Origin of the sequence: Stenotrophomonas capsici, assembly GCF_034961085.1 — a bacterium.
Lineage (GTDB): Bacteria > Pseudomonadota > Gammaproteobacteria > Xanthomonadales > Xanthomonadaceae > Stenotrophomonas > Stenotrophomonas capsici.
This window is the reverse complement of sequence record NZ_JAYFUH010000061.1, coordinates 371,160-397,770: the sequence shown is the minus strand read 5'-3', so window position 1 is coordinate 397,770 and position 26,611 is coordinate 371,160. Positions and strand designations below refer to the sequence as shown.

25 protein-coding genes are annotated in these 26,611 nt (G+C 68.7%); 10 read left to right on the top strand and 15 right to left on the bottom strand.

Annotated elements, in window-relative coordinates; genetic code table 11:
- Positions 1-1,347, top strand: a complete 1,347-nt coding sequence (locus VA603_RS03685) for a dihydroorotase (protein WP_323437951.1) — start codon at positions 1-3, stop codon at positions 1,345-1,347.
- Positions 1,347-2,198 (top strand): M23 family metallopeptidase, encoded by an 852-nt coding sequence (locus VA603_RS03680; RefSeq protein ID WP_323437950.1) that lies wholly within the window; start codon positions 1,347-1,349, stop codon positions 2,196-2,198. Before VA603_RS03685 ends, VA603_RS03680 begins: the two co-directional genes overlap by 1 nt.
- Before the next feature lie 133 nt (positions 2,199-2,331).
- Here the strand turns inward: VA603_RS03680 and VA603_RS03675 are convergent, their stop codons facing one another.
- The 5 genes from VA603_RS03675 to efp all read right to left on the bottom strand — a co-directional run bounded on the left by VA603_RS03675 (position 2,332) and on the right by efp (position 6,519).
- Positions 2,332-3,015 carry a squalene/phytoene synthase family protein gene (locus VA603_RS03675; protein ID WP_323437949.1) on the bottom strand — a complete coding sequence of 228 codons (684 nt, stop codon included), beginning with the start codon at positions 3,013-3,015 and terminating at the stop codon, positions 2,332-2,334.
- 24 nt (positions 3,016-3,039) lie between these two features.
- Positions 3,040-3,729: a phosphoglycolate phosphatase gene (locus tag VA603_RS03670; protein WP_323437948.1), complete on the bottom strand. Its 690-nt coding sequence runs from the start codon at positions 3,727-3,729 to the stop codon at positions 3,040-3,042.
- Positions 3,726-4,448, bottom strand: a complete 723-nt coding sequence (ubiG, locus tag VA603_RS03665; RefSeq protein WP_132862988.1) for a bifunctional 2-polyprenyl-6-hydroxyphenol methylase/3-demethylubiquinol 3-O-methyltransferase UbiG — start codon at positions 4,446-4,448, stop codon at positions 3,726-3,728. Before ubiG ends, VA603_RS03670 begins: the two co-directional genes overlap by 4 nt.
- A gap of 43 nt (positions 4,449-4,491) precedes the next feature.
- Complete coding sequence (locus VA603_RS03660) at positions 4,492-5,829, bottom strand: TRZ/ATZ family hydrolase (protein WP_425603651.1); 1,338 nt, start codon at positions 5,827-5,829, stop codon at positions 4,492-4,494.
- Positions 5,830-5,952: 123 nt separating this feature from the next.
- Positions 5,953-6,519, bottom strand: a complete 567-nt coding sequence (gene efp / locus VA603_RS03655) for an elongation factor P (RefSeq protein WP_132862986.1) — start codon at positions 6,517-6,519, stop codon at positions 5,953-5,955.
- 100 nt (positions 6,520-6,619) lie between these two features.
- On the opposite strand from efp, the gene epmB reads away from it, so the two are divergent.
- On the top strand, positions 6,620-7,648 hold the full coding sequence (gene epmB, locus VA603_RS03650; protein WP_192286086.1) for an EF-P beta-lysylation protein EpmB: 1,029 nt from the start codon (positions 6,620-6,622) through the stop codon (positions 7,646-7,648).
- A 15-nt stretch (positions 7,649-7,663) separates the two neighbouring features.
- Here epmB and VA603_RS03645 read toward each other — a convergent pair whose 3' ends face one another.
- From VA603_RS03645 to VA603_RS03635, 3 genes are all read right to left on the bottom strand, one after another.
- Positions 7,664-9,814, bottom strand: a complete 2,151-nt coding sequence (locus tag VA603_RS03645) for a putative bifunctional diguanylate cyclase/phosphodiesterase (RefSeq protein WP_323437946.1) — start codon at positions 9,812-9,814, stop codon at positions 7,664-7,666.
- Positions 9,811-10,728 carry a phosphate/phosphite/phosphonate ABC transporter substrate-binding protein gene (locus VA603_RS03640; RefSeq protein WP_207911772.1) on the bottom strand — a complete coding sequence of 306 codons (918 nt, stop codon included), beginning with the start codon at positions 10,726-10,728 and terminating at the stop codon, positions 9,811-9,813. The genes VA603_RS03645 and VA603_RS03640 overlap by 4 nt, the downstream gene beginning before the upstream one ends.
- A 61-nt stretch (positions 10,729-10,789) precedes the next feature.
- Entirely contained in the window at positions 10,790-11,548 is a 759-nt protein-coding gene (locus tag VA603_RS03635) for an RNA methyltransferase (protein WP_132862982.1), read from the bottom strand.
- A gap of 120 nt (positions 11,549-11,668) precedes the next feature.
- On the opposite strand from VA603_RS03635, the gene VA603_RS03630 reads away from it, so the two are divergent.
- The gene (locus tag VA603_RS03630; RefSeq protein WP_323437945.1) at positions 11,669-12,496 is read left to right on the top strand and encodes an inositol monophosphatase family protein; all 828 of its coding nucleotides are present in this window, start codon (positions 11,669-11,671) and stop codon (positions 12,494-12,496) included.
- A gap of 223 nt (positions 12,497-12,719) precedes the next feature.
- The gene (locus VA603_RS03625; RefSeq protein ID WP_132862980.1) at positions 12,720-13,106 is read left to right on the top strand and encodes a hypothetical protein; all 387 of its coding nucleotides are present in this window, start codon (positions 12,720-12,722) and stop codon (positions 13,104-13,106) included.
- Positions 13,107-13,198: 92 nt separating this feature from the next.
- On the opposite strand, the gene htpX is transcribed toward VA603_RS03625, so the two are convergent.
- Complete coding sequence (gene htpX, locus VA603_RS03620) at positions 13,199-14,065, bottom strand: protease HtpX (RefSeq protein ID WP_132862979.1); 867 nt, start codon at positions 14,063-14,065, stop codon at positions 13,199-13,201.
- A 92-nt stretch (positions 14,066-14,157) separates the two neighbouring features.
- Between htpX and gluQRS the strand changes: the two genes are divergently transcribed.
- From gluQRS to phaR, 3 genes are all read left to right on the top strand, one after another.
- A complete protein-coding gene (gene gluQRS, locus VA603_RS03615; RefSeq protein WP_323437944.1) occupies positions 14,158-15,045 on the top strand; it encodes a tRNA glutamyl-Q(34) synthetase GluQRS in 888 nt (295 codons plus the stop codon).
- A gap of 56 nt (positions 15,046-15,101) precedes the next feature.
- Positions 15,102-15,842 (top strand): beta-ketoacyl-ACP reductase, encoded by a 741-nt coding sequence (gene phbB / locus VA603_RS03610; RefSeq protein ID WP_132862978.1) that lies wholly within the window; start codon positions 15,102-15,104, stop codon positions 15,840-15,842.
- An 81-nt stretch (positions 15,843-15,923) separates the two neighbouring features.
- A complete protein-coding gene (gene phaR / locus VA603_RS03605) occupies positions 15,924-16,508 on the top strand; it encodes a polyhydroxyalkanoate synthesis repressor PhaR (protein WP_165931117.1) in 585 nt (194 codons plus the stop codon).
- Positions 16,509-16,575: 67 nt separating this feature from the next.
- On the opposite strand, the gene VA603_RS03600 is transcribed toward phaR, so the two are convergent.
- The 6 genes from VA603_RS03600 to VA603_RS03575 all read right to left on the bottom strand — a co-directional run bounded on the left by VA603_RS03600 (position 16,576) and on the right by VA603_RS03575 (position 24,067).
- Positions 16,576-17,529 (bottom strand): TraB/GumN family protein, encoded by a 954-nt coding sequence (locus VA603_RS03600; RefSeq protein WP_425603650.1) that lies wholly within the window; start codon positions 17,527-17,529, stop codon positions 16,576-16,578.
- Positions 17,526-18,464, bottom strand: coding sequence for a DUF1684 domain-containing protein (locus VA603_RS03595; RefSeq protein ID WP_323437943.1), 939 nt, complete (start codon positions 18,462-18,464; stop codon positions 17,526-17,528). The genes VA603_RS03600 and VA603_RS03595 overlap by 4 nt, the downstream gene beginning before the upstream one ends.
- The gene (gene mutL, locus VA603_RS03590; RefSeq protein WP_323437942.1) at positions 18,464-20,329 is read right to left on the bottom strand and encodes a DNA mismatch repair endonuclease MutL; all 1,866 of its coding nucleotides are present in this window, start codon (positions 20,327-20,329) and stop codon (positions 18,464-18,466) included. The genes VA603_RS03595 and mutL overlap by 1 nt, the downstream gene beginning before the upstream one ends.
- 140 nt (positions 20,330-20,469) lie before the next feature.
- The gene (locus tag VA603_RS03585) at positions 20,470-22,026 is read right to left on the bottom strand and encodes an N-acetylmuramoyl-L-alanine amidase (protein WP_323437941.1); all 1,557 of its coding nucleotides are present in this window, start codon (positions 22,024-22,026) and stop codon (positions 20,470-20,472) included.
- Positions 22,027-22,106: 80 nt separating this feature from the next.
- Complete coding sequence (gene tsaE, locus VA603_RS03580) at positions 22,107-22,586, bottom strand: tRNA (adenosine(37)-N6)-threonylcarbamoyltransferase complex ATPase subunit type 1 TsaE (RefSeq protein ID WP_323437940.1); 480 nt, start codon at positions 22,584-22,586, stop codon at positions 22,107-22,109.
- A gap of 8 nt (positions 22,587-22,594) precedes the next feature.
- Positions 22,595-24,067, bottom strand: a complete 1,473-nt coding sequence (locus VA603_RS03575; RefSeq protein ID WP_323437939.1) for an NAD(P)H-hydrate dehydratase — start codon at positions 24,065-24,067, stop codon at positions 22,595-22,597.
- Between the two features lie 23 nt (positions 24,068-24,090).
- Between VA603_RS03575 and queG the strand changes: the two genes are divergently transcribed.
- On the top strand, positions 24,091-25,176 hold the full coding sequence (gene queG, locus VA603_RS03570) for a tRNA epoxyqueuosine(34) reductase QueG (RefSeq protein WP_323437938.1): 1,086 nt from the start codon (positions 24,091-24,093) through the stop codon (positions 25,174-25,176).
- A 58-nt stretch (positions 25,177-25,234) separates the two neighbouring features.
- The gene (gene xseA, locus VA603_RS03565) at positions 25,235-26,575 is read left to right on the top strand and encodes an exodeoxyribonuclease VII large subunit (protein WP_313254623.1); all 1,341 of its coding nucleotides are present in this window, start codon (positions 25,235-25,237) and stop codon (positions 26,573-26,575) included.
- Positions 26,576-26,611: the final 36 nt, after the last annotated feature.

Genomic DNA, 26,611 nt, shown 5'->3' with positions numbered 1-26,611 from the left:
ATGTCCTCCACGCTCATCACCAACGCCCGCATGGTCAACGAAGGCCGCACTTTCGATGGCGACCTGCGCATCGAGAACGGCCGCATCGCGCAGATCGGTACCGGACTGTCCCCGCGTGATGGCGAACAGGTGGTGGACGCCGCCGGACGCTGGCTGCTGCCGGGCATGATCGACGACCAGGTGCATTTCCGCGAACCGGGCCTGACCCACAAGGGTGACATCGCCACCGAATCGGCCGCGGCCGTGGCCGGTGGCCTGACCAGCTTCATGGACATGCCCAACACCAACCCGCCGACGCTGGATTCGACCATCCTCGAAGCCAAGTACGAACTGGCCAAGGGCCGCGCCTGGGCCAACTACGGCTTCTACCACGGCGCCAGCAACGACAACCTCGAGGCCATCCGCGTACTCGACCCGAAGAAGGCGCCGGGCGTGAAGGTATTCATGGGCGCGTCCACCGGCAACATGCTGGTCGACAACCCGGAAACCCTGGACGCGATCTTCCGCGAGTGCCCGACCCCGATCATCACGCACTGCGAAGACACGCCGATGATCGACGCCAACCTGAAGGCGTTCCAAGACAAATACGGCGACGCACTGACCCCGGAGATGCACCCGGATATCCGTTCGCGCGAGGCCTGCATCAAGTCGACCCGGCTGGCGATGTCGCTGGCACGCAAGCACGGCACCCGCCTGCACGTGCTGCACATCTCCACCGCCGATGAGCTGGCGTTGTTCGAGAAGGGCCCGTTGATCCGCGCCGATGGCAGCCGCAAGCAGATCACCGCCGAAACCTGCGTGCACTTCCTGCACTTCGCCCGCCCGGATTACGCCACCAAGGGCAACCTGATCAAGTGCAACCCGGCGATCAAGGACGTGGCCGACCGCGAGGCGATCACCGCCGCGCTGGCCGACGACGTGCTCGACGTGCTCGCCACCGACCACGCCCCGCATACCTGGGAAGAGAAGCAGAAGCCCTACGCCCAGGCGCCGTCCGGCCTGCCGCTGGTGCAGTACGCGCTGGTCGCCGCGCTGGAGCGCGTGCACGAAGGCAAGCTGACCCGCGAGCAGGTGGTGCAGAAGTTCGCCCATGCGCCGGCGCAGCTGTTCGACGTGGAGGAGCGCGGTTTCCTGCGCGAGGGCTACTTCGCCGACCTGGTGCTGGTGGAAGACGTGCCGTTCACCGTCAAGCGTGAGGACGTGCTGTCCAAGTGCGGCTGGTCGCCGTTCGAAGGCACCACCTTCCGCTCGCGCATCGCCTCCACCTGGGTCAATGGCCAACTGGTGTGGGACGGCAGCAAGCTGGTGGGCGCCCCGGCCGGCCAGCGCATGACCTACGACCGCTGATGCGTTCGTCCTTCCTGTTCGGGGCGCTGCTGCTGGCCGCGCCCCTGTTCCCCGCCCCGTCCGTGCAGGCACAGGACGGCATCGGCAAGCTGGTCGACAACCGCGTGGTGTTCCCGGCCAGTGCCTCGCAGGGCGCGATGGTGATTGGCAAGGTGCCTGCGGGCAGCAGCGTGCGCTATGCCGGCCGTGACCTGCGGGTCAGCAGCTACGGCAGCGTGGTGTTCGGCATCGGTCGCGACGAAAAGGGACCGCTGCAGGTGCAGGTGCGGCGCCCGGATGGCAGCAGCGAAACCGCCAGCATCGTGGTGACCCCGCGCGACTGGCCGACCGAACGGGTCAACGGCGTGCCGCCGAAAACAGTGAACCCGCCGCCAGCCATCGCCGAGCGCATTGCCCGCGAGCAGGCACTGGTGACCGAATCACGCCGGCGCGACGACAACCGCACCGACTTCACCCAGACCTTCGCGTGGCCGGTGCAGGGCCGCATCAGTGGCCGCTTCGGCAACGCCCGTGTCTACAACGGGCAACCGGGCAGCGGCCATTCCGGCATGGACATCGCGGTGCCGACCGGCACGCCGGTGAAGGCCCCGGCGGCCGGCATCGTCACCTTCGCCAACCCGGACCTGTACCTGACCGGCGGCACGCTGGTGCTCGACCATGGCTTCGGCATCAGTTCCAACTTCCTGCACCTCTCGCGCATCGACGTGAAGGTCGGCGACCGCATCGAGCAGGGCCAGACCATCGCCGCGGTCGGCGCCACCGGGCGCGCGACCGGGCCGCACCTGCATTGGGGCATGAACTGGTTCGACACCCGGATCGACCCGCTGCTGGTGCTGGAGCGCGCAAGGTAGGCGCCCCTTCAGGCGCGAAGCCGGCGACATCGGCAACCGGGCCTTGCGAATGGCGGAACATCTTCCAGCTTCGCGGCCAAGGCCGCTCCTGCGGTTTGCAGGAGCGCCTTCAGGTGCGAAGCGGGCGACGGCCTTACCCGCGTGCGGCCCACCAGCTGCGCCACAGCAACGCGGCTGGGCTGGGCTGGTACTGCCCGCCCTTCAGCACGGCCTGCAGGCGGGCGCGGGCCAACGACGCGTACAGACGACGCGGGCGCGGGCCGGCCACCCGCGACGGCCATGCGGCCAGCAACTGCCGCTGCCACTGCGCCTCGTCGCCGGCGGCGAGCGGCACCACCGCTGCACCCAGCTCCTGCACCCGGTGCGCCAGGGTCTGGGTCAGCACGGCCTCTCCGGCCGCCTTCGCCGGCGTCTGCTTGAACATCGCCGCCTCCACCGCGGCTACCGCAGCGGCATAGCCCGCCAATCCGGCGCGCGCCTGGGCCCCATCGGCAACGCGCTCGCGCGCGTCGACCAGGCCCGGCAGGGCATCGGCCAGCTGCGCCCACGGCGCACGCACCGGCTCCAGTACGCGACCCAACGGATGCCGCGAGCGCTGGCTGTCCCAACTGCGCAGTTCCTCACCCCACCATGCCAGCTTGGCATCCGATGGTGTGGGGTCACCACTGACGTTGAGCATGTCATCGAACTCCTGCAGCAGCGCGAACCACGCCACCGCGCGTTCGCGCATGCCCTCCTCGACGAAGCGCTCGACGAAGACCCATTCCGGCCACCGCTCACGCCACTTGTCCAGGAAGCTGTCCAGCGCACTGCTCACGTCATTACCTCGATGTTCGTTGGTTCAGGCCGAAGCCCGTCGGGTCAGCGGCCATGCGTCCGCCTGCCAGAGCTGCTGCGGCAGCTCGCAATACTGGTCGGCCAGCCAGGTGGCCGGATCGTCGTGGTCCAGCCGGTAGCCCCACAGCGCGGCCACCGACGGCATGCCCGCCGCGCGCGCGGCGACGATGTCGCGCTCGTCGTCGCCGACGTACACGCAGGCCGCCGCTGCCACCTGGATCTGCTGGGCAGCCACCTGCAGCGGCAACGGGTGCGGCTTGCGTTCGGCCAGCGTGTCGCCGCCGATGAGCACCGCGCAGCGCTGCTCCCAACCCAGCTGGGGCAGGATCTGCCGGGCCAGGTACTCCGGCTTGTTGGTGACGATGCCCCACACGCAACCGGCCTGCTCCAGCGTGCGCAGCAGCGATTCGACGCCGTCGAACACCTGCGCGTGCCGGCCGATCAGTGATTCGTACAGGTCAAGGAATTCCGGCACCAGCGCATGCCGCTCGCTCTCGGCCATGTGCGGGAAAGCCACCGCCAGCATCGCCCGCGACCCCTTGGAAACCACCGGCCGCAGCTGTTCCAGTGCGACCCCGTCCATGTTGCGCGCCTGGCGCATGGCATTGACGGTGGCGACGAAGTCCGGGGCGCTGTCCAGCAAGGTGCCGTCCAGGTCGAACAGCACCGCCGCCGGGAACCGGGGCGCGATCATGCCTGGTCCGGCTTGACCGCGTAGGCCAGGTAGTTGATGTCGGTGCGGCTGCTCAGGCGCGCGCGGTTGCGCCACGGCTCGTAGGCCATGCCGCTGACGTCCTGCAGTTGCAGGTCGGCCTGGCGCAACCAGGCGCCCAGCTCGGCCGGCTTGATGAATTCCTGGTAGTGATGCGTGCCCTTGGGCAGCAGGCGGGCGATGTACTCCGCGCCCACCACCGCCACCGCGAACGCGGCCGGGGTGCGGTTGATGGTGGACAGGAACAGCTTGCCGCCGGGACGCAGCAGGCGCTGGCAGGCGGCGATGATCGCCCCCGGGTCCGGCACGTGCTCCAGCATCTCCATGCAGGTCACCACGTCGAAGCCGCCCGGCTGCTCGGCGGCCAGGTCCTCGGCGGCCTGCACGCGGTAGTCCACCTGCACGCCCGACTCCAGGCCATGCAGGCGCGCCACCTTGACCAGCTCCGGCGCCAGGTCGATCGCGGTCACCTGTGCCCCTTCCTTGGCCAGGGCCTCGCTGAGCAGGCCGCCACCGCAGCCGATGTCCAGCACCTTGGCGCCGCGCAGCGTCGCGCGGTCGGCCACGTACTGCAGGCGCACCGGGTTCAGGGCGTGCAACGGCTTCTGCGGGCCGTCGGCGTCCCACCAGCGGTTGGCCAGCGCGGCGAACTTGTCCAGTTCGGCCTGATCGAAATTGGTGGAGGCGGTAGATGCACTCATTGCGGTGTCCTCATGGGGCCGCCTGCGCGGCCCGGTGGCGCCATCAGGCGCGGATGTTACGGATGCGGTCGCGCCACTGGCGGGCGTTGGCGTTGATCGCCTGCACGTCCATGCCGACCAGCTCGCGCTGGACCAGCTTGGGCTTGCCGGCGATCCACACGTCGCTGACCTGATGACGGCCAACGGCATAGACCAGCTGCGACAGCACGTGGTGCAGCGGCTGGGTTTCCAGCGCCGACAGGTCCACGCAGACCAGGTCGGCCTGCTTGCCGACTTCGATCGAGCCGATCTGCTCGCCGAAGCCCAGCGCGCGTGCGCCGCCCAGGGTGGCCGCACGCAGCGTGGTCGCCGCGTCCAGCGCGGTGGCGTCGTTGGCCACGGCCTTGGCCAGGATGGCCGCGGTGCGGTTCTCGCTGAACATGTCCAGGTCGTTGTTGCTGGCGCAGCCGTCGGTACCGATGGCCAGGTTGACCCCGGCCCGCACCAGCGCGCAGGCCGGGCAGAAACCGGAGGCCAGCTTCAGGTTCGATTCCGGGCAATGCACCACGCTCACGCCGCGCTCGGCACACAGGTGGATCTCGGCGTCGGTGAGCTGGGTCATGTGCACCGCGATCAGGCGCTCGTTGACCAGCCCCAGCCGGTCCAGGCGCGCCAGCGGGCGCTGGCCGTGCAGCTGGATCGAGTCGGTGATCTCCTGCGCGGTCTCGTGCGTGTGCAGGTGCACGCGCACGTCCAGCTGGTCGGACAGCATCCGCACCCGCTCGAAGTTGGCGTCACTGACCGTGTACGGCGCGTGCGGCGCGAAGGCGGTGCCGATCAGCGGGTCGTCGCGCCACTGGTCGTGCAGCTCGGTGGCACGGGCGAAGTACTCATCGTCGGTCCTGGCCCAGGCACTGGGGAAGTCGATGATCACCGAGCCCACCAGCGCGCGGAAGCCATGCTTCTTGTAGACCGCGGCCTGCACGTCGGCGAAGAAGTAGTTCTCGTTGGCGCAGGTGGTGCCGCCACGCAGCATCTCGGCGATCGCCAGGGTGGTGCCGTCGGCGACGAATTCCGGGCCGATCACCGCCGCTTCCACCGGCCAGATGTGCTCGCGCAGCCAGGTCATCAGTGGCAGGTCGTCGGCCACGCCTCGCAGCAGCGTCATCGGGTTGTGGGTGTGCGCGTTGACCAGGCCCGGGATCAGCACCGCGTCCGGACGCGAAACCACCTGCTTCGCGGCAAAACGGGCCCGTGCCTGCGCACGCGGCAGGATCGCCACGATCCGGCCGTCGCTCACCGCGACCGCGTGGTCTTCCAGCACCACCGCGTGCGGCTCGACCGGGACCACATGGCCGGCTTCGATCAGGAGGTCACATTGCTGGGGTTGGGCGTCACTCACGGGGGTCACCATCTGTTGCCATGACAAACCGGCACAGCGGCCGGATGCGAACAGGCGCCGCATCCCCGCCACCGGCAGCGCGAGGCTGTGCGGCAACGGGTGGCGGCGCCTGCATCGTGTTGCTTACTTGACGCGGGCCGAATATTCGCCGGAGCGGGTATCGACGCGGATCACTTCATCCTGGCTGACGAACAGCGGCACGCGGACCACGGCACCGGTTTCCAGGGTGGCCGGCTTGCCGCCGCCGCCGGAGGTGTCACCGCGCACGCCTGGGTCGGTCTCGGTGATCTTCAGCTCGACGAAGTTCGGCGGCTGCACCGCGATCGGCTCACCGTTCCACAGGGTGACCACGCAGGATTCCTCGCCCTTGAGCCACTTTTCGGCGCCGCCCATGCCGGCCTTGGTCGCCTGCACCTGCTCGAAGGTTTCCGGGTCCATGAAGTGCCAGAACTCGCCGTCGCTGTACATGTAGTTCATGTCGGTGTCCACGACGTCGGCCGCATCCAGCGAGTCGGTCGACTTCATGGTGATTTCCTGCGTGCGGCCGTCCTTGATCAGGCGGTACTTCACGCGGGTGAATGCCTGGCCCTTGCCCGGCTTGACGTACTCGGTGTCGATGATGACCGCCGGTTGGTTGTTGACCAGGATCTTCATCCCGTTCTTGACGTCATTCATGCCGTAAGCGGCCATGCAAAAACTCCTGAGGTAGCAAAACCGGCGCGTTCATTGGCCGGCCGGATTAGAATGGAAGGCCCGCCAGCAGGCGGGGTATCTGTTTTTCTGACCGCCAATGATAACCGCAGCCCCCGCCCGCACTCCAGAAAAAGCCGTCCTGCCCCTGCCCGCCGACCGGTGGCAGGCCCACTGGCGGCAGGCCATCCGCGACCCGGCGGAGCTGCTGGCCCTGCTCGGCCTGGGGGCCGAGGACCTGGGCGTTTCAGCGCAGGCGCTGGCGCAGTTCCCGTTGCGGGTGCCGCGCGGTTTCGTGGCCCGGATGCGCCCGGCCGACCCGGCCGACCCGCTGCTGCGGCAGGTGCTGCCCATCGATGCCGAAATGCAGGTGGTGCCCGGGTTCAGTTTCGACGCGGTGGGCGACGGCGATGCCCGCAAGGCCACCGGGGTGATCCAGAAGTACCGTGGCCGTGCCCTGCTGGTGGCCACCGGCAGCTGCGCGATCCACTGCCGTTACTGCTTCCGCCGCCATTTCGACTACGCCGGCGAGAACGCGGCGAAGGGCGGCTGGCAGGAGGCCATCGATGCCATCGCCGCCGATGCCGGCATCGACGAGGTCATCCTCAGCGGCGGTGACCCGCTGTCACTGGCCACCTCCAAGCTGGCCGAGCTGACCGACGCATTGGCCGCGATCCCGCACCTCAAGCGCCTGCGCATCCACAGCCGCCTGCCGGTGGTGCTGCCCGAACGCGTGGACGACAGCCTGGTGCAATGGCTGGCGGCCCTGCCCTGGCCGGTGGCCTTCGTCATCCATGCCAACCATGCCAACGAATTCGATGCCAGCGTGGACACCGCGCTGGCCCGCCTGCGCGGCACCGGCGCCCAGTTGCTGAACCAGGCCGTGCTGCTGCGTGGGATCAACGACGACCTGGACAGCCTGGCGGCGCTGAGCGAGCGCAGTTTCGCCGCCGGCGTGCTGCCCTATTACCTGCACCAGCTCGACCGCGTGCAGGGCGTGGCCCACTTCGAGGTCAGCGACGAACAGGCCCTGGCCCTGCATGCCGGGCTGATGGCGCGGCTGTCCGGGTACCTGGTGCCCAAGCTGGTGCGCGAGATCGCCGGCGACACCAGCAAGCGACCGCTCTGAGCCAGCCGCCGCCGGTCAGTCGGCGGCCAGCGCCTGCGGCCCCGGGCGCAGCATCCGCACCAGCTCGCCGGCTTCCACCGGCCGGCCCAGCCAGTACCCCTGGACCAGGTCGCAGCCGCGCTGGCTGAGCAGTTCGAACTGCGCCTCCTGCTCCACGCCCTCGGCCACCACGGTGATGCCCAGTGCATGCGCCATGGCGATGATCGCCGTGGTCAGCGCCAGGTCGTCCGGGTCGCGTTCCATCTCGGCGACGAAGCTGCGGTCGATCTTGACCCCGTCCACCGGCACCTGGCGCAGGTGGCTCAGGCCCGAGAAGCCGGTGCCGAAGTCGTCCAGCCAGACCTTGACCCCGGCCCGGTGCAGCTTCTCCAGCAGCGACACGGCCAGCATCTCGTCGCCGATCACCGCGGTTTCGGTCAGCTCCAGGTGCAGGCGCGAGGCAGACAGACCCGAGGCATGCAGGCTGTTCTCCACCTCCGACACCAGGTCGCCGTTGCGCAGCTGCCGCGGCGAGACGTTGACCGAGATGAACAACTCCTCGCCCAGGTGGTTGCGCGGCCACTGCGTGGCCTGCTCGCAGGCCAGGCGCAGCACCTTGGGGCCGAGCGCCTGGATCAGGCCGCTCTGTTCGGCCACATCGATGAACACCGACGGCGCGATCGCGCCCAGCGTCGGGTGGTCCCAACGCAGCAGCACCTCCACGCCCGCCAGCACCCGGTCGCGGGTACGGAAGATCGGCTGGTACACCAGCCGCAGCTCGTCCCGGCCCCAGGCGCCGCGCAGTTCCTGCTCCAGGTGCAGGCGCCGCTCGACCGCATGGTCCATCGCCCGGTTGTAGTAGCGGAAGCAGTTCTTGCCGGCCAGCTTGGCCTGGTACATGGCGATGTCGCCGTTCTTCAACAGCGCCGTGGCATCCACCGCATCCTCGGGGAACAGGGTGATGCCGATCGAGCTGCCCAGGAAGATCTCGCGGCGCTGCACCTGCAGCGGACGCCCCAGTTCCAGCACCAGCCGCTCGGCCAGCCGGGTGGCGGTCTCGGCCACGATGCGCTCGCCGCTGTCGATCAGGATGACGAACTCATCTCCACCGAACCGGGCCAACAGGGCATCCTCGCCGCCCTCCTGGTCCACCGCCGCGGCGATGCGCTGGGCGAACTGCAGCAGCGCGTCGTCGCCGGCCTCGTGGCCAAGCGTGTCGTTGACCCGCTTGAACTCGTCGATGTCGATGAACAGCAACGCCAGCCCATGGTTGGCCGACTTGGCCTTGGCCAGCCGGTGGTCCAGCGCCTCGCGGAACGCCAGGCGGTTGGTCAGCCCGGTCAACGCGTCGGTATAGGCCATCTGCCGGACTTCGCGATCATGCCGGGCGATGCTCTGGCTCATCCGGTCGAAGGTGCGCAGCAGCTCACCCACCTCGTCACGCCGCGCGGTGGCCTGCACGTTGATCCGGTAGTCACCACGCTCGATCCGCTGCGCGGCATCGCCCAGCCAGCGGATCGGCTGCACCAGCGTGCGCTGCACGTAGATCATCATCACCACGGCGAAACCGACCAGCAGCGCCATCAGCGCATAGATCCAGCCCATCTGCCGGCTGCGTGCGTCCTCCATGCGCGCGGCCAGCGCCTGCATCGCCATCGCCTCCTGCACGCGCACCGGCGCCAGTTCCATGCCGACCCGCACCCCACCCAGCCGCTGGTCGCCGATATGGATCGGCAAATCCACCTCCAGGATCGACGGCGAGCTTTGCACCAACATCCGGTCGGCCTGCACCGCAGCCTCCGCCAACGGGTCGGACATGGCCTGGCCGTAGCCGGCCACGTCGAACGAGCCGTCGTGGATCAACCGCCCCTCGTGGTCGTGCACCAGCACATAGCTGACCGACTTCTGGCCAGCGGTGTTGCGCACCAGCGTGCCGATCGCCGACAGGTCGGAGTAGTACAACGGGTTGACCAGGGCCTCGGCCAGCGCATTGGCCAGCGCGGTGCCGCGCTCGCGCACGCTCTGGTCGAACACCTGGCTGACCACCTCGCCACTGCTGCGCAGCACTTCCTTCTGCACCGCCGCCTGCCGGGTCAGCATCAGCACCACCAGCAGCAGCACGACCAGCAATGCACCGCCCGCAGCCAGCATGAAGCGCGCGCGCAGGCCAAAACGGGGAGTGTTCATTCGACTTCCATCCTGACCCGTGCCAGGCCGTTGCGCAGCCGGTCCAGGGCGCGCTGACTGTCCGCGTCCACCGGGTGGAACCCGGTGGTGCCGAAAAACTTGGCCAGCGCCGGACCGGCCAACGGGTCGCCACTGGCCTCGAGCAGGACCGCCCGCAGGCGTTCGCGGACTGCCGGCTCCAGGTCGCCCCGCACCATCTCCACCGCGCGCGGGATCGGCTCGCTGCGGTAGATCACCCGCAGGTCCTGGCGGAAGGCCACCGGCATGGCATGGTCGTCGGCCCAGTCAATGCTGCTGAACGCACCTGCATCGACCACCCGCTTGTGCACATAGGTGGAGATGTTCAGCTCCGACCGGGCGAACACGTAGCCCACCGCGTCGGCGGCGGGCGCGTCCTGCGGAGTGAGCAGGATTTCCGGTGGCACGCCGTGCTGCAGCAGCTCCATCGCCGGCACCAGGTAGGCGCTGGTTGAAAGCGTGCTCTGCAGTGCCAGGGTCCGGCCCTTGAGGTCGTCCAGCGTCTGGATGGGGCTGTCGCGGCGCACGAAGAAGACACAGTGGTAGGCGCTCACGCCGTTGCGCTCGGTCAACAGCAGTGGCTGCGCCTGGGCGCGCTGCTGCAGCGCCATGGCCGTCCCAGAGGTCTCGGTGACCCAGTCCACCCGCCCGCGACGCAGGTAGCTGCTCATCTGCTGCGCGTCCCGGGCCATCAGGATGCGTCCTTCGACGATCCCGACCTCGCGCATCCGTGGCACGACGTAGTCCAGCAACGGCTTGAGCTGGTCGTAGTGGGCCTTCGGATCATCACTGATCCGCCCCAGTACCAGCACCGAACGCTCCACCGCGCTTCCTTCCAGCGGCTGCAAGACAGCAGCCACCAGCACGGCTCCCCAAAGCCATCGAAACACACGCAAAACGGCAACTCCCCTGTTGATCCGTCAAGCGTACCGGAAATATTGCAACGTGATGTACTTCTCAGTTACGCCCTTCGGACGCCAAGCGCGCCATCCGCTGCGCGTCGGCCAGGATTCCCCGCAGCAGGCGTACCTCCTGCTCGGACAGATCGGCCTTCATGAACAGGCGGCGCAGCTTGCGCAGGGCCGATTCCGGCGCACGGCCCTTGTGGAAATCGATCGCATCGAGGGTTTCGCCGAACTGCCCGAACAGCCCTTCGAGCTGGGCATGGCTGGCCGGCGCCTCGCCGTAGCCGGGCTCCCTTTCCGGCTGCGCCTGACCTTCCAGCACGGCCATGCGCACCTCGTAGGCCAGCACCTGCACCGCGGCGGCCAGATTCAGCGAGCTGAACTCCGGATTGGAGGGGATGTGCACGGCCAGGTGGCACAGCTGCAGTTCCTCGTTGGTCAGGCCGGTCCGCTCGCGGCCGAACACAAAAGCCACCTCCCCGCCCTCCTCGCTGGCCTTGGCCACGGCGCGCTGCCCGGCCACTTCCGGCAGCAGCTCTTCCAGCTGGACCCGGCGCGAGCGCGCCGTGCAGCCCAGCACCAACCGGCAGTCGGCCACGGCCTCGGCCAGGGTCGCGAACACCGGGGCGTCACCGAGCAGGTCCTCGGCACCGGCCGAGCGGCGCAACGCCACCTCGTCCAATGGCTTTTCCGGGGCCACCAGCACCAGCCGGGCCAGCCCCATCGTCTTCATCGCGCGGGCGGCAGCACCGATGTTCCCAGGGTGCTGGGTACCAACAAGGACGAAACGGATACGGGTGGAAGCAGGCATGGTTTATAAAAAATCAGGAACGGGACAGCTGCGAATGGTAAACTGCGCGGCCGGCCAGTGCGCCGGACCTGCTCTTTTCCCCCGCCAATCCGATCTCTGCCTTCACGGGAGCCTTACGCCATGCAGAAACCCGCCGTCACCGTCATGGTCAAGGCCGCCCGCCTCGCCGGCAACGTCCTGCTCCGCAACATCAACAAGCTCGAAGCGCTCAACGTGGTGCAGAAGGGTCGGATGGATTACGCCAGCGAAGTCGATGGCGATGCGGAAAAGGTGATCATCAAGGAACTCAAGCGCGCCTACCCCAGCTACGGCATCCTCGGTGAAGAGGGCGGCGTGCAGGGCAGCGGCCGCCAGATGTGGGTGATCGACCCGCTCGACGGCACCAGCAACTACCTGCACGGCTTCCCGCATTACTGCGTTTCCATCGCGCTGGTGGAGAACGGCGAGCCGACCGACGCGGTCATCTTCGACCCGCTGCGCAACGAGCTGTTCACCGCCTCCAAGGGGGCCGGCGCCGTGCTCAACGACCGCCGCATCCGCGTCAGCGACCGCAAGGACCTGGGCGGCGCGATGGTCCACACCGGCTTTGCCCCGCGCGAGCGCGCCCGTGCCAGCGCCCAGCTCAAGACCGTCGACGCCCTGCTGGTACAGGCCGAAGACGTGCGTCGCGTGGGTTCGGCGGCACTGGACCTGGCCTACGTGGCCTGCGGCCGCGCCGATGCCTATTTCGAGGCCGGCGTGAAGGCCTGGGACATCGCCGCCGGCGTGCTGCTGGTCCGCGAAGCCGGCGGCAAGGTCTGCAACTACCGCGGCGCCACCCTGGCACGCATGGACGACAAGGGCCCGGAAACCCAGCAGGTGGTCGCCGGCAACATCAAGGTCTGCGAAGCCCTGCAGCAGGTGATCGTCAACACCGGCTATGCCGCCGAGTTCGATCCGAAGTTCTGATCGCCCTGGAGCTGCACACCGCAAACGGCACCCACAAGGGTGCCGTTTCTGTTTGCGCGGCCGGTAAAGCGCGCCAGAGCACTGCCGGGAACGTCGCGCCGAGCAGGGCCCTGCGCTCCCCCTTCCTGCCACGCAGCGTCGGGGTACCGGAACACGCGAGGTTCTGGCTACGATACCGACGTGCCGCCGTGAAACAGGCATCGTTCAAGATCAGGGAGGAGCCATGAAACGATCGTTCATCTGCATCATTGCCAGCCTGGCGGCGCTGAACAGCGCATGTGGGCAGGAACCGGCGGACCCGCCGGCACCCTTTCCCCCGCAGGCCATCCCCATGTGCAAGGAACAGATCGATTCGGCCCGGCGGACCGGCCTGCTCGATCTCCGGCACACCACCGCCCGTGGTGGCACCGTGCTGACCGTGGATACCTGGAACCAGCTCCCGCCCGAGTTCCAGCAACTGCTTGCTCACTGCACCGCCTATATCCTGACCGGCAGCACCGACGCCCCCTCCGGCAAGCTCCTGTTCGTCGATGAGGACACTGACGAGGTGCTCGCGGTGCTGGATGCGAACGGCCTGCGCAATGTGAGGCGCTCGCCCGCCGGGCCATGACCGGTGGCGATGCCGGGCCCGGCCTCGGCGCAACAAGACAGAACGCCCGGCGTTGGCCGGGCGTTCTGCTTCACAATGCTTGTTTCAAATACTCAGGCGACCGTGGATGCCTTCAGCGCGGCGATGCGCTCTTCCAGCGGCGGGTGGCTCATGAACAGCTTCCTGGCGGTGGCACCGGCGATGCCGAAGGCCGCGATCTGCGTCGGCAGCGTGCTCTGGCCATGGTTGAGCTTCAGGCGCTCCAGCGCGGCGATCATCTTCTGGCGGCCAGCCAGCGAGGCACCGCCATGGTCGGCACGGAACTCGCGGTGGCGCGAGAACCACATCGCGATGACCGTCGCGCCCAGGCCAAACACCATCTCCAGCACGAACACGATGATGTAGTAGGCAAAACCACGCCCACCGCCCTCGCGGTTGCCCGACAGCGCGCTGTCGATCACGCCGCCGACCACGCGGGCCAGCACGATCACGAAGGTGTTCAGCACGCCCTGCAGCAGGGCCATGGTGATCATGTCGCCGTTGGCCACGTGCGCGATCTCGTGGCCCAGCACGGCTTCGGCCTCGTCCTCGCTCATGTTGTGCAGCAGGCCGGTGGACACCGCCACCAGCGCGTTGTTGCGGTTGGCGCCGGTGGCGAAGGCGTTGATCTCCGGGGCGTCGTACACCGCCACTTCCGGCATGCCGATGCCCGCGGCCTTGGCCTGGCGGGCCACGGTGTCCAGCAGCCAGCGCTCGGTGGCGTTGCGCGGCTCGGTGATGACCACCGCGCCGGTGCCGCGCTTGGCCATGAACTTGGACAGCAGCAGCGAAATGATGGAACCACCAAAGCCGAAGATCGCGGCCATGACCAGCAGGCCGCTCATCTGCGCCGAGTTCACGCCCAGCAGCGACATCACGATGCTGGCCAGGATCAGCACCGCGAAGTTGGTCATCAGGAACAGCCCGATTCGGGTAAACATGGGAAACAATCCGTGAGGATGAAAAAGTGAGTTAAATCTGCGGGGGCCAACGCTTGAATTCAAGCGTGAATCTGACCGACGATTCAGCTTCGATGTCCTCCATTCCCTACCGCGGGCGCTTCGCCCCTTCCCCGACCGGCCCGCTCCATCTTGGCTCGCTGCTGGCTGCGTTCGGCAGTTGGCTGCTGGCCCGCCATGCGGGGGGTGAATGGCGGGTACGCATCGAGGACGTGGACCCGCCACGCGAGGTCGCCGGCGCCGCTGATGCCCAGCTGGCCACGCTCGCCGCATTCGGCCTGCACGCCGATGGCCCCATCCAGTACCAGAGCCGTCGCCATCGGCTGTACCAGGCCGCCCTCGACCGCCTGCTGGCCGAGGGCAAGGCCTTTGCCTGCCATTGCAGCCGTAGCGACCTGGCCGGCCAGCAGGGCATTCACCGGCATTGCGCGGCCCACCAGCTACGCCCCCACCCGGCCGTCCGGCTGCGGGTAGCCGACGGCAGCCGGGTGATGTTCCAGGATGGCCTGCAGGGGTCATTCACCCAGCAGGTGGACCGGGAGGTCGGTGACTTCGTCCTGCTGCGCGCCGACGGTTGCTGGGCCTACCAGCTGGCGGTGGTGGTGGACGATGCCGAGCAGGGCATCACCGACGTGGTGCGCGGCCTCGACCTGATCGATTCCACCCCGCGCCAGATCCTGCTGCAACGGGCGCTGGGTGTGGCGACCCCGCGCTACCTGCACCTGCCGCTGCTGCTCGATGCCAGTGGCCACAAGCTGTCCAAGTCGCTGGCCGCAAGGCCGGTCGATGCCGCCGACCCGCTGCCCACCCTGCGCTGGCTGTGGTCTGCACTGGGCCAGGCCGATGCTGCACTGGATGCTGCAGGCAGCGTCGGCGAGCTGCTGCAGCATGCCGCCGCCGGGTTCAACCCCGCGCTCCTGCAGAAAGCCTCGTTCATCGTCCCGGAATCGCCCCCGGGCTGACCGCAGTTTCATTAGAATCATCGGCTCCCCGCGCTTTCGCCCTGGAGCACTTGCCCATGACATCCCGCGTCGCACTGGTCACCGGTGGTACCGGCGGCATTGGTACCGCCATCTGCCAACGCCTGGCCGACCAGGGCCATCGAGTCGCCACCAATTTCCGCAACGCCGAGAAGGCGCAACAGTGGCAACGGCAGATGCGCGAGCGGGGCTACGACATCGCCCTGTTCGAGGGCGACGTGGCCGACCCCACCAGCGGCCGGACGCTGGTCGAAGCGGTGGAAGCCAGCCTCGGCCCGGTCGAGATCCTGGTCAACAACGCCGGCATCACCCGCGATACCACCTTCCACCGCATGAGTGCCGAGCAGTGGCACGAGGTGATCAACACCAACCTCAACTCGGTGTTCAACATCACCCGCCCGGTGATCGAGGGCATGCGCAAGCGTGGCTGGGGCCGGGTCATCCAGATCAGTTCGATCAATGGCCTGAAGGGCCAGTACGGGCAGGCCAACTACGCCGCGGCCAAGGCCGGCATGCACGGCTTCACCATTTCCCTGGCGCGCGAGAACGCCGGCTTCGGCATCACCGTCAACACCATTTCGCCCGGCTACGTGGCCACCGACATGGTGATGGCCGTGCCGGAGGAGGTGCGCGCCAAGATCGTGGCCGACATCCCGACCGGACGCCTCGGCAAGCCGGAGGAAATCGCCTATGCGGTGGCCTTCCTGGTCGCCGAGGAAGCGGCCTGGATCACCGGCTCCAACCTGGACGTCAACGGCGGCCACCACATGGGCTGGTAAGCGCGACCGCCATGTTGCGGGACGTGGCGGTTCATGTTGCGCAACAAGAAATCATCCTTCCGCGCCTTGCAACCTGTACTTTTGGCGGTTGCAAGCCCTGTTGCACTGCGCCATGCTGCGCACCTAACCGTGACGAGTGACTGCTTAATGGCTGCGACCCGCATCATCAAGAAGTATCCGAATCGCCGGCTCTACGACACCGAGATCTCCAGCTACATCACCATCGAGGACGTCCGCCAGCTGATCCTCGACGGCGAGGAGTTCGAAGTCCGCGACGCCAAGAGCGGTGAGGACCTGACCCGGTCGGTGCTGTTGCAGATCATTGCCGACAAGGAGCAGGACGGCGAGCCGATGCTGTCCACCCAGCTGCTGAGCCAGCTCATCCGTTTCTACGGCGACTCGCTGCAGGGCTTCATGGGCAACTACCTGGAGCGCAGCATGCAGGTGTTCCTGGACCAGCAGCAGCAGTTCCGCCAGCAGATGGGCAATCTGCTGGGGCAGACGCCGTGGGCGATGATGAACCAGCTCACCGAGCGCAATCTGGAGCTGTGGCAGGAGTTCCAGCGCAACATGGGTGCCGGTTTCGGCCGCCCCTCGGGTACCGGCACCAACAAGCCGGCCGACCCGCCGCCGAGCACCGGCGGCAAGACCCGCACCGGCCGCTGAGCCTTTGCCGGATAAGAAAGGCCGACGCAAGCGTCGGCCTTTTCTGTATCTGGCACACCCGCCGCGCTTACGGGCGGCCCTTGCAGGCCGAGCAGATCCGCTCGACATTGTAGCCCTTGGCACGCAGCTTCTCGACCACGCCGTCACTGCCGAGCAGGTGCAACGCGCCGACCACCACCAGCGTGGTGCCCTGCCCGTCCTGCAGGCGCTGCTGCAGCGGCGCCAGCCAGGCGTCATTGCGATCGACGTTGATGCGCTGGTACAGGCCCGGGTAGGTGCGCTTCATTTCCGACGCCATGTCCCGCCACAGGGTGACGTCGTCACCACGGCGCCACGCATCGTGCAGGCGACGGCTTTGCTGGTCGCCCTTCTCCACCTGCTCCAGCGCCTCGCGCAGCAGCTGGCGCTGCTCATCGGCATTCATGCCGTCGAGCATGCTGATCTGGGAGCTCGCGCTTTCCAGGCCCGCGGCCGGCTTGCCGGCCTTGGCCGCAAGGTTCATCAAATGGCGGTCCAGCCCGGCCTGCGGGTCCAGGCCCTGTCGCGCCATCTGGGTCAGGCTGATGGTCAGGCCGATGAACCACGGCTTGAGGCCTACCAGGCGCTCGACCGGCATGCTGTTGCCCGCGCCCCACGCCTGCAGCCGGCGCCAGGTCTCGGCGTCGAGCTCCTCCTTGAGCTGGCCACCATCACGACGGATCGCGGCCTGCATCATCTGCGTGGCCAGCGCCGGTGACGCCATCTCCTCTGGAGCCAGTTCGAACAACAGGCGGCTGGAGGCAGCGAAGGCCTGGTCCACGTCCGGCGACAAGGGATAGTCATCCGGCTTCAACAGATGGAACGAGCCCAGCAGGTACAGTTCGGCACCCTTGCCGCCACTGACCTTCCACAACAACGGCGTCGGCGGCACATAGGCCGGCGCGGCGGCAGGCGTGGCGGCCGGCCGGGCCGCGTAGGCGACACCGCAGAACAGGCTGAAACCCAGCAACGCGGAGGCCGCGCGCGTCATCCAGTGGCTCATGGTGCGGCCTCCGTCGCCGGCTTGGCGTACGCCTTCTCGCCCGCCTCGACCAGCAGGTCCAGCCGGTTCTCCGGTGGTGGCAGCGGACAGGTGGCGAATGGGGTGAATGCACACGGCGGGTTGTAGGCGCGGTTGAAGTCGACCACCACCTCGCCCTTGGCGTCGGGGGCCTCGGCATCAATGAAGCGGCCGGCCGAGTAACTGCCGCGGCCGTTGGTGCGGTCGGCGAAGATCAGCTGCAAAGGACGCCCCGGTTCACCCAGCGCTTCCAGCCGCCAGGTGCGACCATCGCGCTCGAACTCGACCGCGCCGGCGTTGGGCAGGTCGGTGGTCAGGCCGGTGATGTCGACGATGGGCAACGTCTTGTTGGCGTCATGCGGCACGAAGCGGGCGGTGACACGCCAGGACGGATCCGCCGGCCAGTAGGTCAGCTGACCGAAATGCCGGCGCGCCGGCGCATCGGCATGCTTCAGCCGCAGCGCGTAGCGCGGCCCGCGATGGATCAGGGTCAGCAGGCCCTTGTCGTCGTCGAAGGTGATCGCGGTGGGCTGCTCGGCATCGTCGCTGAGCAGCGGGATGCGTCCGGTGATCGGCGCGCCATTGGCCTTCAGCGAGACGCCCGGCTCGGGGGTGAACCAGAAGGTCTGGCCTTCGCGCTGGAGCAGCCCCATGCGTGGCGGCCCCATCGCCATGCGGATGCCGCTGGTGCTGCCGCTGCCGATGTAATGCGCCTTGAGTTCAAGCCAGTGCAGGCCGACCAGGCTGGTCCAGCCATCCGGGGCGAGCAGCTCGGTGAGGCGGCTTTCGCGCCACAGCTCGTTGTCATGGGCGAAGTTCGCATCCACCGCGACCGGCGGTTTGGCCGCCTCCTGCTTGCCGCACGCGGCCAGCACCATCGCGGCCAGCAGCACGGCACAGCCCCGTAATGTCTTCATCAACGCCCCCGCAGGAACCAGCGATCAATTTCAGCCAGAGAAAAGCGCGCCCAGGTCGGGCGGCCGTGGTTGCATTGCCCCGAGCGCTCGGTGATCTCCATGTCGCGCAGCAGGGCATTCATTTCCGGAATCGTGAGCCGCCGGTTGGCGCGCACCGCGCCGTGGCAGGCCATGGTGGACAGCAGCTCGTCGCGCGCGGTGGCGATGCGCCGGCTCTGCCCATGCTCGCGCAGGTCGCCCAGCACATCGCGCAGCAAGGCTTCCGGCTCGGCGTTGGCCAACAGTGCCGGAATGCTGCGCACGTGCAGCGAACCGGGACCGGAACGGGTGATCTCGAAGCCCAGCGCCGCCAGCGTCGCCGCTTCCTGCTCGGCGGTGTCGGCCTCGCGCTCGCCGACCGCCAGGGTGATCGGCACCAGCAGCGGCTGGGCGTGCAGGCCGATGCCATCGTGTGCGTTCTTCAAGCGTTCGTAGCCGATCCGTTCGTGCGCGGCATGCATGTCCACGACGATCAGGCCTTCGGCGTTCTCGGCCAGGATGTAGATGCCATGCAACTGGGCGATGGCATAACCCAACGGTGGCACGCCACTGTCGCTGGAGGTGGGCGGCAACGCGGGACCGGCGTCGACCGGCGCCTGCACCTGCCCAGCCGGCGGCGCCGAGTACAAGGCCGCGTAGGCGGCCGGCGCTTCGGCCACCGGCAGGCCCAGCGGCGACTGCCGCGCCTGCCAGTTGCCACTGCTGCCGACGCTGCCACCGGGGCGCGACAACACGTAGCCGCCGCCGTAACCGCCACCGCTACTGAGCGGTGCCGCTCCGGCCGGCGCTTCCTGCGCGGCGGTTTGTCCCATCGCCGACGGCTCCAGCCCGGCACGGGTTTCAGCCAACGCGTCCATCAGCGTGCGATAGACGAAGTCGTGGATCAGGCGTGCATCGCGGAAGCGGACTTCATGCTTGGCCGGGTGCACGTTGACGTCCACCCGGGTCGGGTCCAGCTCCAGGAACAACACGTAGGCCGGATGGCGGCCATGGAACAGCACGTCGCCGTACCCCATCTTCACCGCGTGGCTGATGCTGCGGTCGCGCACGGAGCGGCCGTTGACGTACAGGTACTGCTGGTCGGTGCTGGCGCGCGAATACTGCGGCTGCGCGATCCAGCCGTGCAGGCGCAGGCCGGCGGCGCTGTGGTCCACCCGCAGCGCCTGGCGCGCGAAATCCTCGCCCAGCGTTTCGCCCAGGCGTGCATCGGAGTACAGGTCACCGGGCTTGTATCGGCGTGAGGGCTTGCCGTTGTGCGAGACGCGCAACTCGACATCGGGACGGGCCAGCGCCAAGGAGCGCAGCCATTCCTCGATATGCCCCAGCTCGGTGCGCTCGGCCCGCAGGAACTTGCGCCGTGCCGGCACGTTGTAGAACAACTCGCGCACTTCCACCGTGGTGCCCGGCGCATGCGCGCGCGGGGCCACCTCGCCCAGCTTGCCACCTTCGATCTGCAGGGCAGCACCGTGCTCGTCATCGGGGCGGCGCGAGGCCAGCGTGAAGCGGCTGACCGAGGCGATCGACGGCAATGCTTCGCCGCGGAACCCCAGCGTGGCCACCGATTCCAGGTCATCCAGGCTGGCGATCTTGCTGGTGGCATGCCGCGACACCGCCAGCGGCAGCTGTTCGGCGGCGATGCCACCGCCGTTGTCGCGGATGCGGATCAGCCGTACACCGCCTTCTTCAAGGTCGATGTCGACGCGGGTGGCACCGGCGTCCAGTGCGTTCTCCACCAGTTCCTTGACCACCGATGCAGGCCGCTCCACCACCTCGCCCGCGGCGATCTGGTTGATCAGGATCTCGGGCAGCGGACGAATGCTGTTCATGCGGCACCTCCCATCGGTACCGGCAATGACCTACGCAGCGACAAGGAGAAGACGGAGGGAATCAGGAGGACATCATGCATGGGCACGATGATAGCCGAGCCCGGCCGCGTCGCCGTGTCCGGCGACGCCAGCGGCGCGACTTACTTGCTGCCGCCGGCCACGGTACCGGCAGCGGCTTCCATCTCGGCCTGGGCACGGGCCGCGAACAGCGTACCCGGCGGCGGCTGCCGGCTGAAGTAGGTGTGCACGCCGTCGAGCACGGCGCCGGCGATGCGGCGCTGGTAGGCCGGGTCGACCAGCCGGCGCTCTTCGTCCGGGTTGGAGATGAACGCCGTCTCCACCAGCATGGCCGGCATGTCCGAGGTGCGCAGCACCGCGAAGTTGGCCCGTTCCAGATTCGGCTTGTGGTTGTTGCCGATGCGCTTGAGGCCACCGAGCACGTGGCCGGCGGCATCCTCGGAGGCCTTCATGTTGCCGCTCTGGGCCAAGTCCAGCAGGACGTTGGCCAGGGTCCCTTCGGTGCGGCTCAGGCTGACGCCGCCGATCAGGTCGGCCGCGTTTTCCTTGTCCGCCAGCCAGCGGGCACGCTGCGAGGACGCGCCCTTGGTCGAGAGCACGTACACCGACGAGCCGGTCGCCGAACGGTTCTCGGCGGCATCGGCGTGGATCGAGATGAAGATGTCGGCCTTGGCCGCGCGCGCACGCTGGGCACGCATCGGCAGCGGGATGAACACGTCGGTGTCGCGGGTCAGGAACGCGCGCAGGCCCGGGGTGTTGTTGACCTGGCGGGCCAGCTCACGCGCCACGGCCAGCGTCACGTCCTTCTCGCGCTTGCCGGTCGGGCCGATCGCGCCCGGGTCCTGGCCGCCGTGGCCCGGATCGATGGCCACCACCAGATTGCGCATCCCCGGCTGCATGCGGATGCGCGCGGCATCGCTGGGCATGGACGGGCGCGGCGGTTCGGGGACGACGGCAGGCGTCGGTGCCGGCGTGACCGGCGTCGTCGCCTGGGCCACGTTCGGGCCCGTCGCCTGCGGTGCACGCGTCACCGGTGCCTGGGCATTGAGAATGGCCGCCGGTGAGGCCGTCGCCGTGGTCACCGGGGTCGGGGCGCTGGCGACCGGCGCAGGTGCCGGCGGTGGCGTCGCGGCCTGGCGGCTGACTGCTGCGGTCAACGCGGCGGTGGCACGGGCCGCCTCGGCACGTGCCTCGGCGCTGGAAGGCGCGGCCGCGGTAGGCGAAGGCGGAGTCGTCGGCGCGGCGGTTGCCGGTGCGCTCGCCGCAACCGTCACCGGTGCCTCACCCGGCCACTCGATCGACAACTTCGATTCGGCGCCCTGCCCCTGCATCAGCGGCTTGAACGCTGCCACCGATTCGGCCAGGTCGAACACCACGCGGAACGTGCCCGGGGTCGGGCTGCCCGTGCGTACAGCGGTCACCACGCCGGCAGCGGCCGGCAGCCGCAGTCCGCGCACCGCGGAGGAATCAGGGAAATCAATGACCAGCCGGTTCGGGCCAGCCAGGCTCAGGGTCTTGTAGCTGCCACCGCCAGCCAACTGGATCTCGGCGCGGGTGCCGGTGGCACCGGTATGCAGGCTGACCCCGCGGATTTCACCCGCCCACGCGGAGAAGCTCGCGGCCAGACACAGTCCAGCGGCGACGATAGACGATGCGAACAGGCGGTTTCCCGTAGTCATGGGCGGATTCAATCACCGGAATCCCCTAATTGCAACATGTTTTCCCTTAATAATCCGCAACCTGCCCGACTTTCCTATGGTCAGGGGGTAAAAAGGGGCTGCAAGTCGGGGCTTTCACGCAGTCGTAGAAGCCAGTCAGACCCGACATTACTGCGGGCTTGGAGCACCGCCCGACGGCCATTGCCGTCGATGGCCAGCCCGATCACCAGGTCCACCGGCGGCAACCCGCCAGCGCCCCGTTCGGGCCACTCGACCAGCCACAGATCGGCCGCCCCTTCGTCCAGCCCGAGGAAATCGAGTTCGCCGGCACTGCCGATCCGGTACAGATCCAGGTGCCAAGCTTCGCCGTTGGCCAGCGGGTAGCGTTCGATCAGCGTATAGGTGGGGCTGCGGATCGCGCCCTGCACGCCCAGCGCGCGCAGCAGGGCCCGCGCCAACGTGGACTTGCCCGCGCCCAGGTCACCCTGCAGATGGACCACCGCCTGCGACGGACGGGTGCGGGCCAGCTCACGGCCGAGCAGGTCGGTGCTGTCGGCTTCGGGAAGAAACAGTTCGTTCATGCCCGCCATTATGGATTGGCCAACGTCCGAAGATGCGGCAGCAGGTCGCGTGGCAACAGCCCCCGCTCACCCTCGGCCGCCGCTGCATCGCCGGCCAGCCCATGCAGCAGTGCACCGCTGCTGGCGGCATCGAACAGCGCCAGGCCCTGCGCGCACAATGCGGCGATCGCACCGGTCAGCAGGTCGCCCATGCCGCCGACGGCCATGCCGGGGTTGCCGGCGGCAATCACCCGCGGCACCTGCCCGGGCGCCGCCACCACGGTGCCCGCGCCTTTCAGTACGACCACCGCGCCGTAGCGTTCGACCAGGGCCTGTGCGGCGGCAAACCGGTCCCGTTGGATACCGGCCGTGTCGCAGCCCAGCAGGCGCGCGGCCTCGCCGGGGTGCGGGGTGAGGATGGCGTGCGGTACGACGCGCGGCGCGGCCGCCAGCAGGTTGAGCGCGTCGGCATCGATCACCAGCGGCTTGCCTGCATCCACTGCGACCGACCACAACGCCTGTGCCCAATCATCCTGGCCCAGCCCCGGCCCCAGGGCGACCACGCTTGCGCGCGCCAGCAGCGGCGCAAGCGCGGGCGCCGACGTCACGGCATGGACCATCACCTCGGGGCAGCGCGCCAGCAACGGCCCCACGTGCGCTGCCTGCGTGGCCACGCTGACCAGCCCTGCACCACTGCGCAGTGCAGCCTCGGCACTGAGCATCACCGCGCCCCCGCTGCCAAGGTTGCCGCCCACGCACAGCACGTGCCCGGACTCGCCCTTGTGGGTATTGATGCGCCGGCGCGGCAACTGCGAAGCCAGCACGCCACGCGCCCACCGCAGGGCGGCAGGCGGCACCCCTTCGAATGCCACCGCCGGCACGTCCAGATCGGCCAGCAGCCGCTGCCCGGCGCATTCCAGCGCCGCGCCGGTATGCAGGCCACGGTGCGCCACGATGAACTGCAGCACGCGCACCGCGCGCACCGCCGCGCCCGGCACGTCGCCGGACACGGCGTCCACGCCACTGGGAACATCCAGCGCGAACACCGGCACGGGCACTTCGTTGATGGCCTGGATCAGGGCCGCGTCCGCGGCCTGCGGCGCGCGCGGCAGGCCGATGCCGAACAATGCGTCGACGACCAGATCCGCCTGCTGCAGGCAATCGATCGACAGCTCCACCTGCCCGCCCACGGCCAGGTAATCGGTGCAGGCCCGCTGCGCCAGGGCCGTACGCGGCGCGGCGTCCTCCAGGTGCAGCACCCGGACATCGCGCCCCGACTGGCGGGCAAAGCGCGCCAACACGTAGCCGTCGCCGCCGTTGTTGCCCGGCCCGCACACCACCACGATGCGCCGCGCCTGTGGCCAATGCTGCAGCACGCAGTGCCAGCCGGCCTGCCCGGCGCGCTGCATCAGCACGTAGCCATCGCCGCCCAGGGCGGCGGTCGCCTGCGCGTCGATGCGACGGGCGGCGGCGGTATCAAACATCTGCACGGGCTCTGACATGCCACCGATTCTATACTTGCGCCATGTCCGAAGCCGTTTCCACCGCCACCCCGGCGCAGCTGTCGCTGCGCATCCGCCAACTGGCACGAGAAGCAGGCTTCCAGCGTTGCGGTGTCAGTGGCGTGGAGCTGCGTGACGATGAGGCGCACCTGGCCGACTGGCTGGGCAAGGGCCTGTACGGGACGATGGACTGGATGGCCCGCCACGGCACCCTGCGTGCGCGCCCACAGGAACTGCTGCCCGGCACGGTGCGGGTGATCTCGGTCGGGCTGGACTATGGCCACAAGGACGATGCGCAGGCCTGGGCCACCCTTGATGACGCCGACCGCGCCTACGTGGCGCGCTACGCCCTGGGCCGCGATTACCACAAGCTGATGCGCAACCGCCTGCAGAAGCTTGCCGAACGGGTCGCCGCCGAAATCGGCCCCTTCGGCTACCGCGTGTTCGTCGATTCCGCGCCGGTGCTGGAACGTGCCCTGGCGCGCAACGCCGGGCTGGGCTGGATCGGCAAGCACACCTGCCTGATCGACCGCAACGGCGGCTCGTGGTTCTTCATCGGAGAGATCTACGTCGACCTGCCATTGCCGGTGGATGTGCCGGCCACCGCGCACTGCGGCACCTGCACGCGCTGCATCGACGTCTGCCCGACCGCGGCGATCATCGCCCCGCACCGCCTGGATGCGCGGCGCTGCATTTCCTACCTGACCATCGAGCACGACGGCGCCATTCCACTGGAAATGCGCCCGTTGATGGGCAACCGCATCTACGGCTGCGACGACTGCCAACTGGTCTGCCCCTGGAACAAGTTCGCCCGGCGCACCGACGAGCCGGACTTCCGCGCACGCAACAACCTCGACACGGCCACGCTGCCGGAACTGTTCGCCTGGGAAGAGGATGAATTCCTGCGCCGTACCGAGGGCAGCCCGATCCGCCGCAGCGGCCACGAGCGCTGGCTGCGCAACATCGCCGTGGCATTGGGCAATGCCGCGCCCTCGCCCAGTGCGCGGCAGGCATTGGAAACGCGCAGCAACCACGCCTCCGAACTGGTCCGCGAGCACGTGCAGTGGGCGCTGCAGCGCCACCATGACGCCGACCCGCCGGCGGCGTGAGCCCGCCAGCATTCCATGCGACCATGGCCGCCCGCTCCACCGCCGCAACCGCTGAACCATGAACCGCAGTGCCGACGTCCTGACCCCCGCCCAGCTCAACACGCTGGCGCGTGACCTGCTGGAGAGCAGCTTCCCGCTGGTCTGGGTGGAAGGCGAACTGGGCAATGTCAGCCGCCCGTCCTCCGGGCACCTGTACTTCACCCTGAAGGACGCCCGCGCGCAGGTCCGCGCGGCGATGTTCAAGCCCAAGAGCCAGTGGCTCAAGTTCGTGCCACGCGAAGGCATGCGCGTGCTGGTGCGCGGCCGGCTCACCCTGTACGAGGCACGCGGCGACTACCAGTTGATCCTCGACCACATGGAGGAAGCCGGCGAAGGCGCGCTGCGCCGTGCCTACGAGGAGCTGAAGGCACGCCTGGAAGCCGAGGGCCTGTTCGATGCCGGGCGCAAGCGCCCGCTGCCGGCGCACGTGCGCCGCCTGGCGGTGATCACCTCGCCTTCCGGTGCCGCCGTGCGCGACGTGCTGAGCGTGCTTGGCCGGCGTTTCCCGCTGCTTGAAGTGGAACTGCTGCCTTCGCTGGTGCAGGGCGAAACCGCCGCCGCGCAGATCACCTCGCTGTTGCGCCAGGCCGATGCCAGCGGCCGCTACGACGTGATCCTTCTGACCCGCGGCGGCGGTTCACTGGAAGACCTGTGGGCCTTCAACGACGAACGGCTGGCCCGCGCCATCGCCGCCAGCACCACCCCGGTGGTTTCGGCGGTGGGCCATGAGACCGACTTCAGCCTGTCCGATTTCGCCGCCGACCTGCGCGCGCCCACGCCGTCGGTCGCCGCCGAGCTGTTGGTACCCGACCAGCGCGACCTGGCATTGCGTCTGCGCCGGCTCGCGCAGCGGCTGAACCAGTTGCAGGTGCACACCCTGAGCCAGGCCATGCAGCGCGCCGATCGCGCCGCGTTGCGCCTGCAGGCCCAGGGCCCGCAGGCACGGCTGGCGTTGCTGCGGCATCGGCAGGAGGCTGCCTTTGCGCGGCTGCAGTCGCATTGGCGACAGAAGCAGGAGCGTCGCCGGGCACAGTTGGCGCATGCGGCCGCCGTGCTGCGCGGCGCCCAGCCGCAGCGTCGGCTGGCGGCATTGAAGGAACGGCTGGCAGCCCTGGCGCCACGTGCGCAGACCGCCATCAACCGCCAGTTGCAAGCCGATGCACTGCGCCTGCGTGGCATCGCCCGTTCACTGGAGGCGGTGAGCCCATTGGCGACCGTCGCCCGTGGTTACTCGATCCTGACCCGCGCCGACGACGGCGCCCTGGTGCGTTCCAGCGCGCAGGCACAACCCGGTGATCGCCTGCAGGCCCGCCTGGCCGAAGGCACCCTGCAGGTCCGCGTGGAAACCTCCGAGCCGTAGGAGCGCCTTCAGGCGCGAAGCCGGGAATCCTTCCGC

Bases quoted from the DNA above. Each gene is read 5' to 3' on its own strand.
- VA603_RS03685 (WP_323437951.1), top strand. From the start codon at position 1: ATGTCCTCCACGCTCATCACCAACGCCCGCATGGTCAACGAAGGCCGC.
- VA603_RS03680 (WP_323437950.1), top strand. From the start codon at position 1,347: ATGCGTTCGTCCTTCCTGTTCGGGGCGCTGCTGCTGGCCGCGCCCCTG.
- VA603_RS03670 (WP_323437948.1), bottom strand. From the start codon at position 3,729: ATGATCGCGCCCCGGTTCCCGGCGGCGGTGCTGTTCGACCTGGACGGC.
- ubiG (WP_132862988.1), bottom strand. From the start codon at position 4,448: ATGAGTGCATCTACCGCCTCCACCAATTTCGATCAGGCCGAACTGGAC.
- efp (WP_132862986.1), bottom strand. From the start codon at position 6,519: ATGGCCGCTTACGGCATGAATGACGTCAAGAACGGGATGAAGATCCTG.
- epmB (WP_192286086.1), top strand. From the start codon at position 6,620: ATGATAACCGCAGCCCCCGCCCGCACTCCAGAAAAAGCCGTCCTGCCC.
- VA603_RS03645 (WP_323437946.1), bottom strand. From the start codon at position 9,814: ATGAACACTCCCCGTTTTGGCCTGCGCGCGCGCTTCATGCTGGCTGCG.
- VA603_RS03635 (WP_132862982.1), bottom strand. From the start codon at position 11,548: ATGCCTGCTTCCACCCGTATCCGTTTCGTCCTTGTTGGTACCCAGCAC.
- VA603_RS03630 (WP_323437945.1), top strand. From the start codon at position 11,669: ATGCAGAAACCCGCCGTCACCGTCATGGTCAAGGCCGCCCGCCTCGCC.
- VA603_RS03625 (WP_132862980.1), top strand. From the start codon at position 12,720: ATGAAACGATCGTTCATCTGCATCATTGCCAGCCTGGCGGCGCTGAAC.
- htpX (WP_132862979.1), bottom strand. From the start codon at position 14,065: ATGTTTACCCGAATCGGGCTGTTCCTGATGACCAACTTCGCGGTGCTG.
- gluQRS (WP_323437944.1), top strand. From the start codon at position 14,158: ATGTCCTCCATTCCCTACCGCGGGCGCTTCGCCCCTTCCCCGACCGGC.
- phbB (WP_132862978.1), top strand. From the start codon at position 15,102: ATGACATCCCGCGTCGCACTGGTCACCGGTGGTACCGGCGGCATTGGT.
- VA603_RS03600 (WP_425603650.1), bottom strand. From the start codon at position 17,529: ATGAGCCACTGGATGACGCGCGCGGCCTCCGCGTTGCTGGGTTTCAGC.
- VA603_RS03595 (WP_323437943.1), bottom strand. From the start codon at position 18,464: ATGAAGACATTACGGGGCTGTGCCGTGCTGCTGGCCGCGATGGTGCTG.
- mutL (WP_323437942.1), bottom strand. From the start codon at position 20,329: ATGAACAGCATTCGTCCGCTGCCCGAGATCCTGATCAACCAGATCGCC.
- VA603_RS03585 (WP_323437941.1), bottom strand. From the start codon at position 22,026: ATGACTACGGGAAACCGCCTGTTCGCATCGTCTATCGTCGCCGCTGGA.
- tsaE (WP_323437940.1), bottom strand. From the start codon at position 22,586: ATGAACGAACTGTTTCTTCCCGAAGCCGACAGCACCGACCTGCTCGGC.
- VA603_RS03575 (WP_323437939.1), bottom strand. From the start codon at position 24,067: ATGTCAGAGCCCGTGCAGATGTTTGATACCGCCGCCGCCCGTCGCATC.
- queG (WP_323437938.1), top strand. From the start codon at position 24,091: ATGTCCGAAGCCGTTTCCACCGCCACCCCGGCGCAGCTGTCGCTGCGC.
- xseA (WP_313254623.1), top strand. From the start codon at position 25,235: ATGAACCGCAGTGCCGACGTCCTGACCCCCGCCCAGCTCAACACGCTG.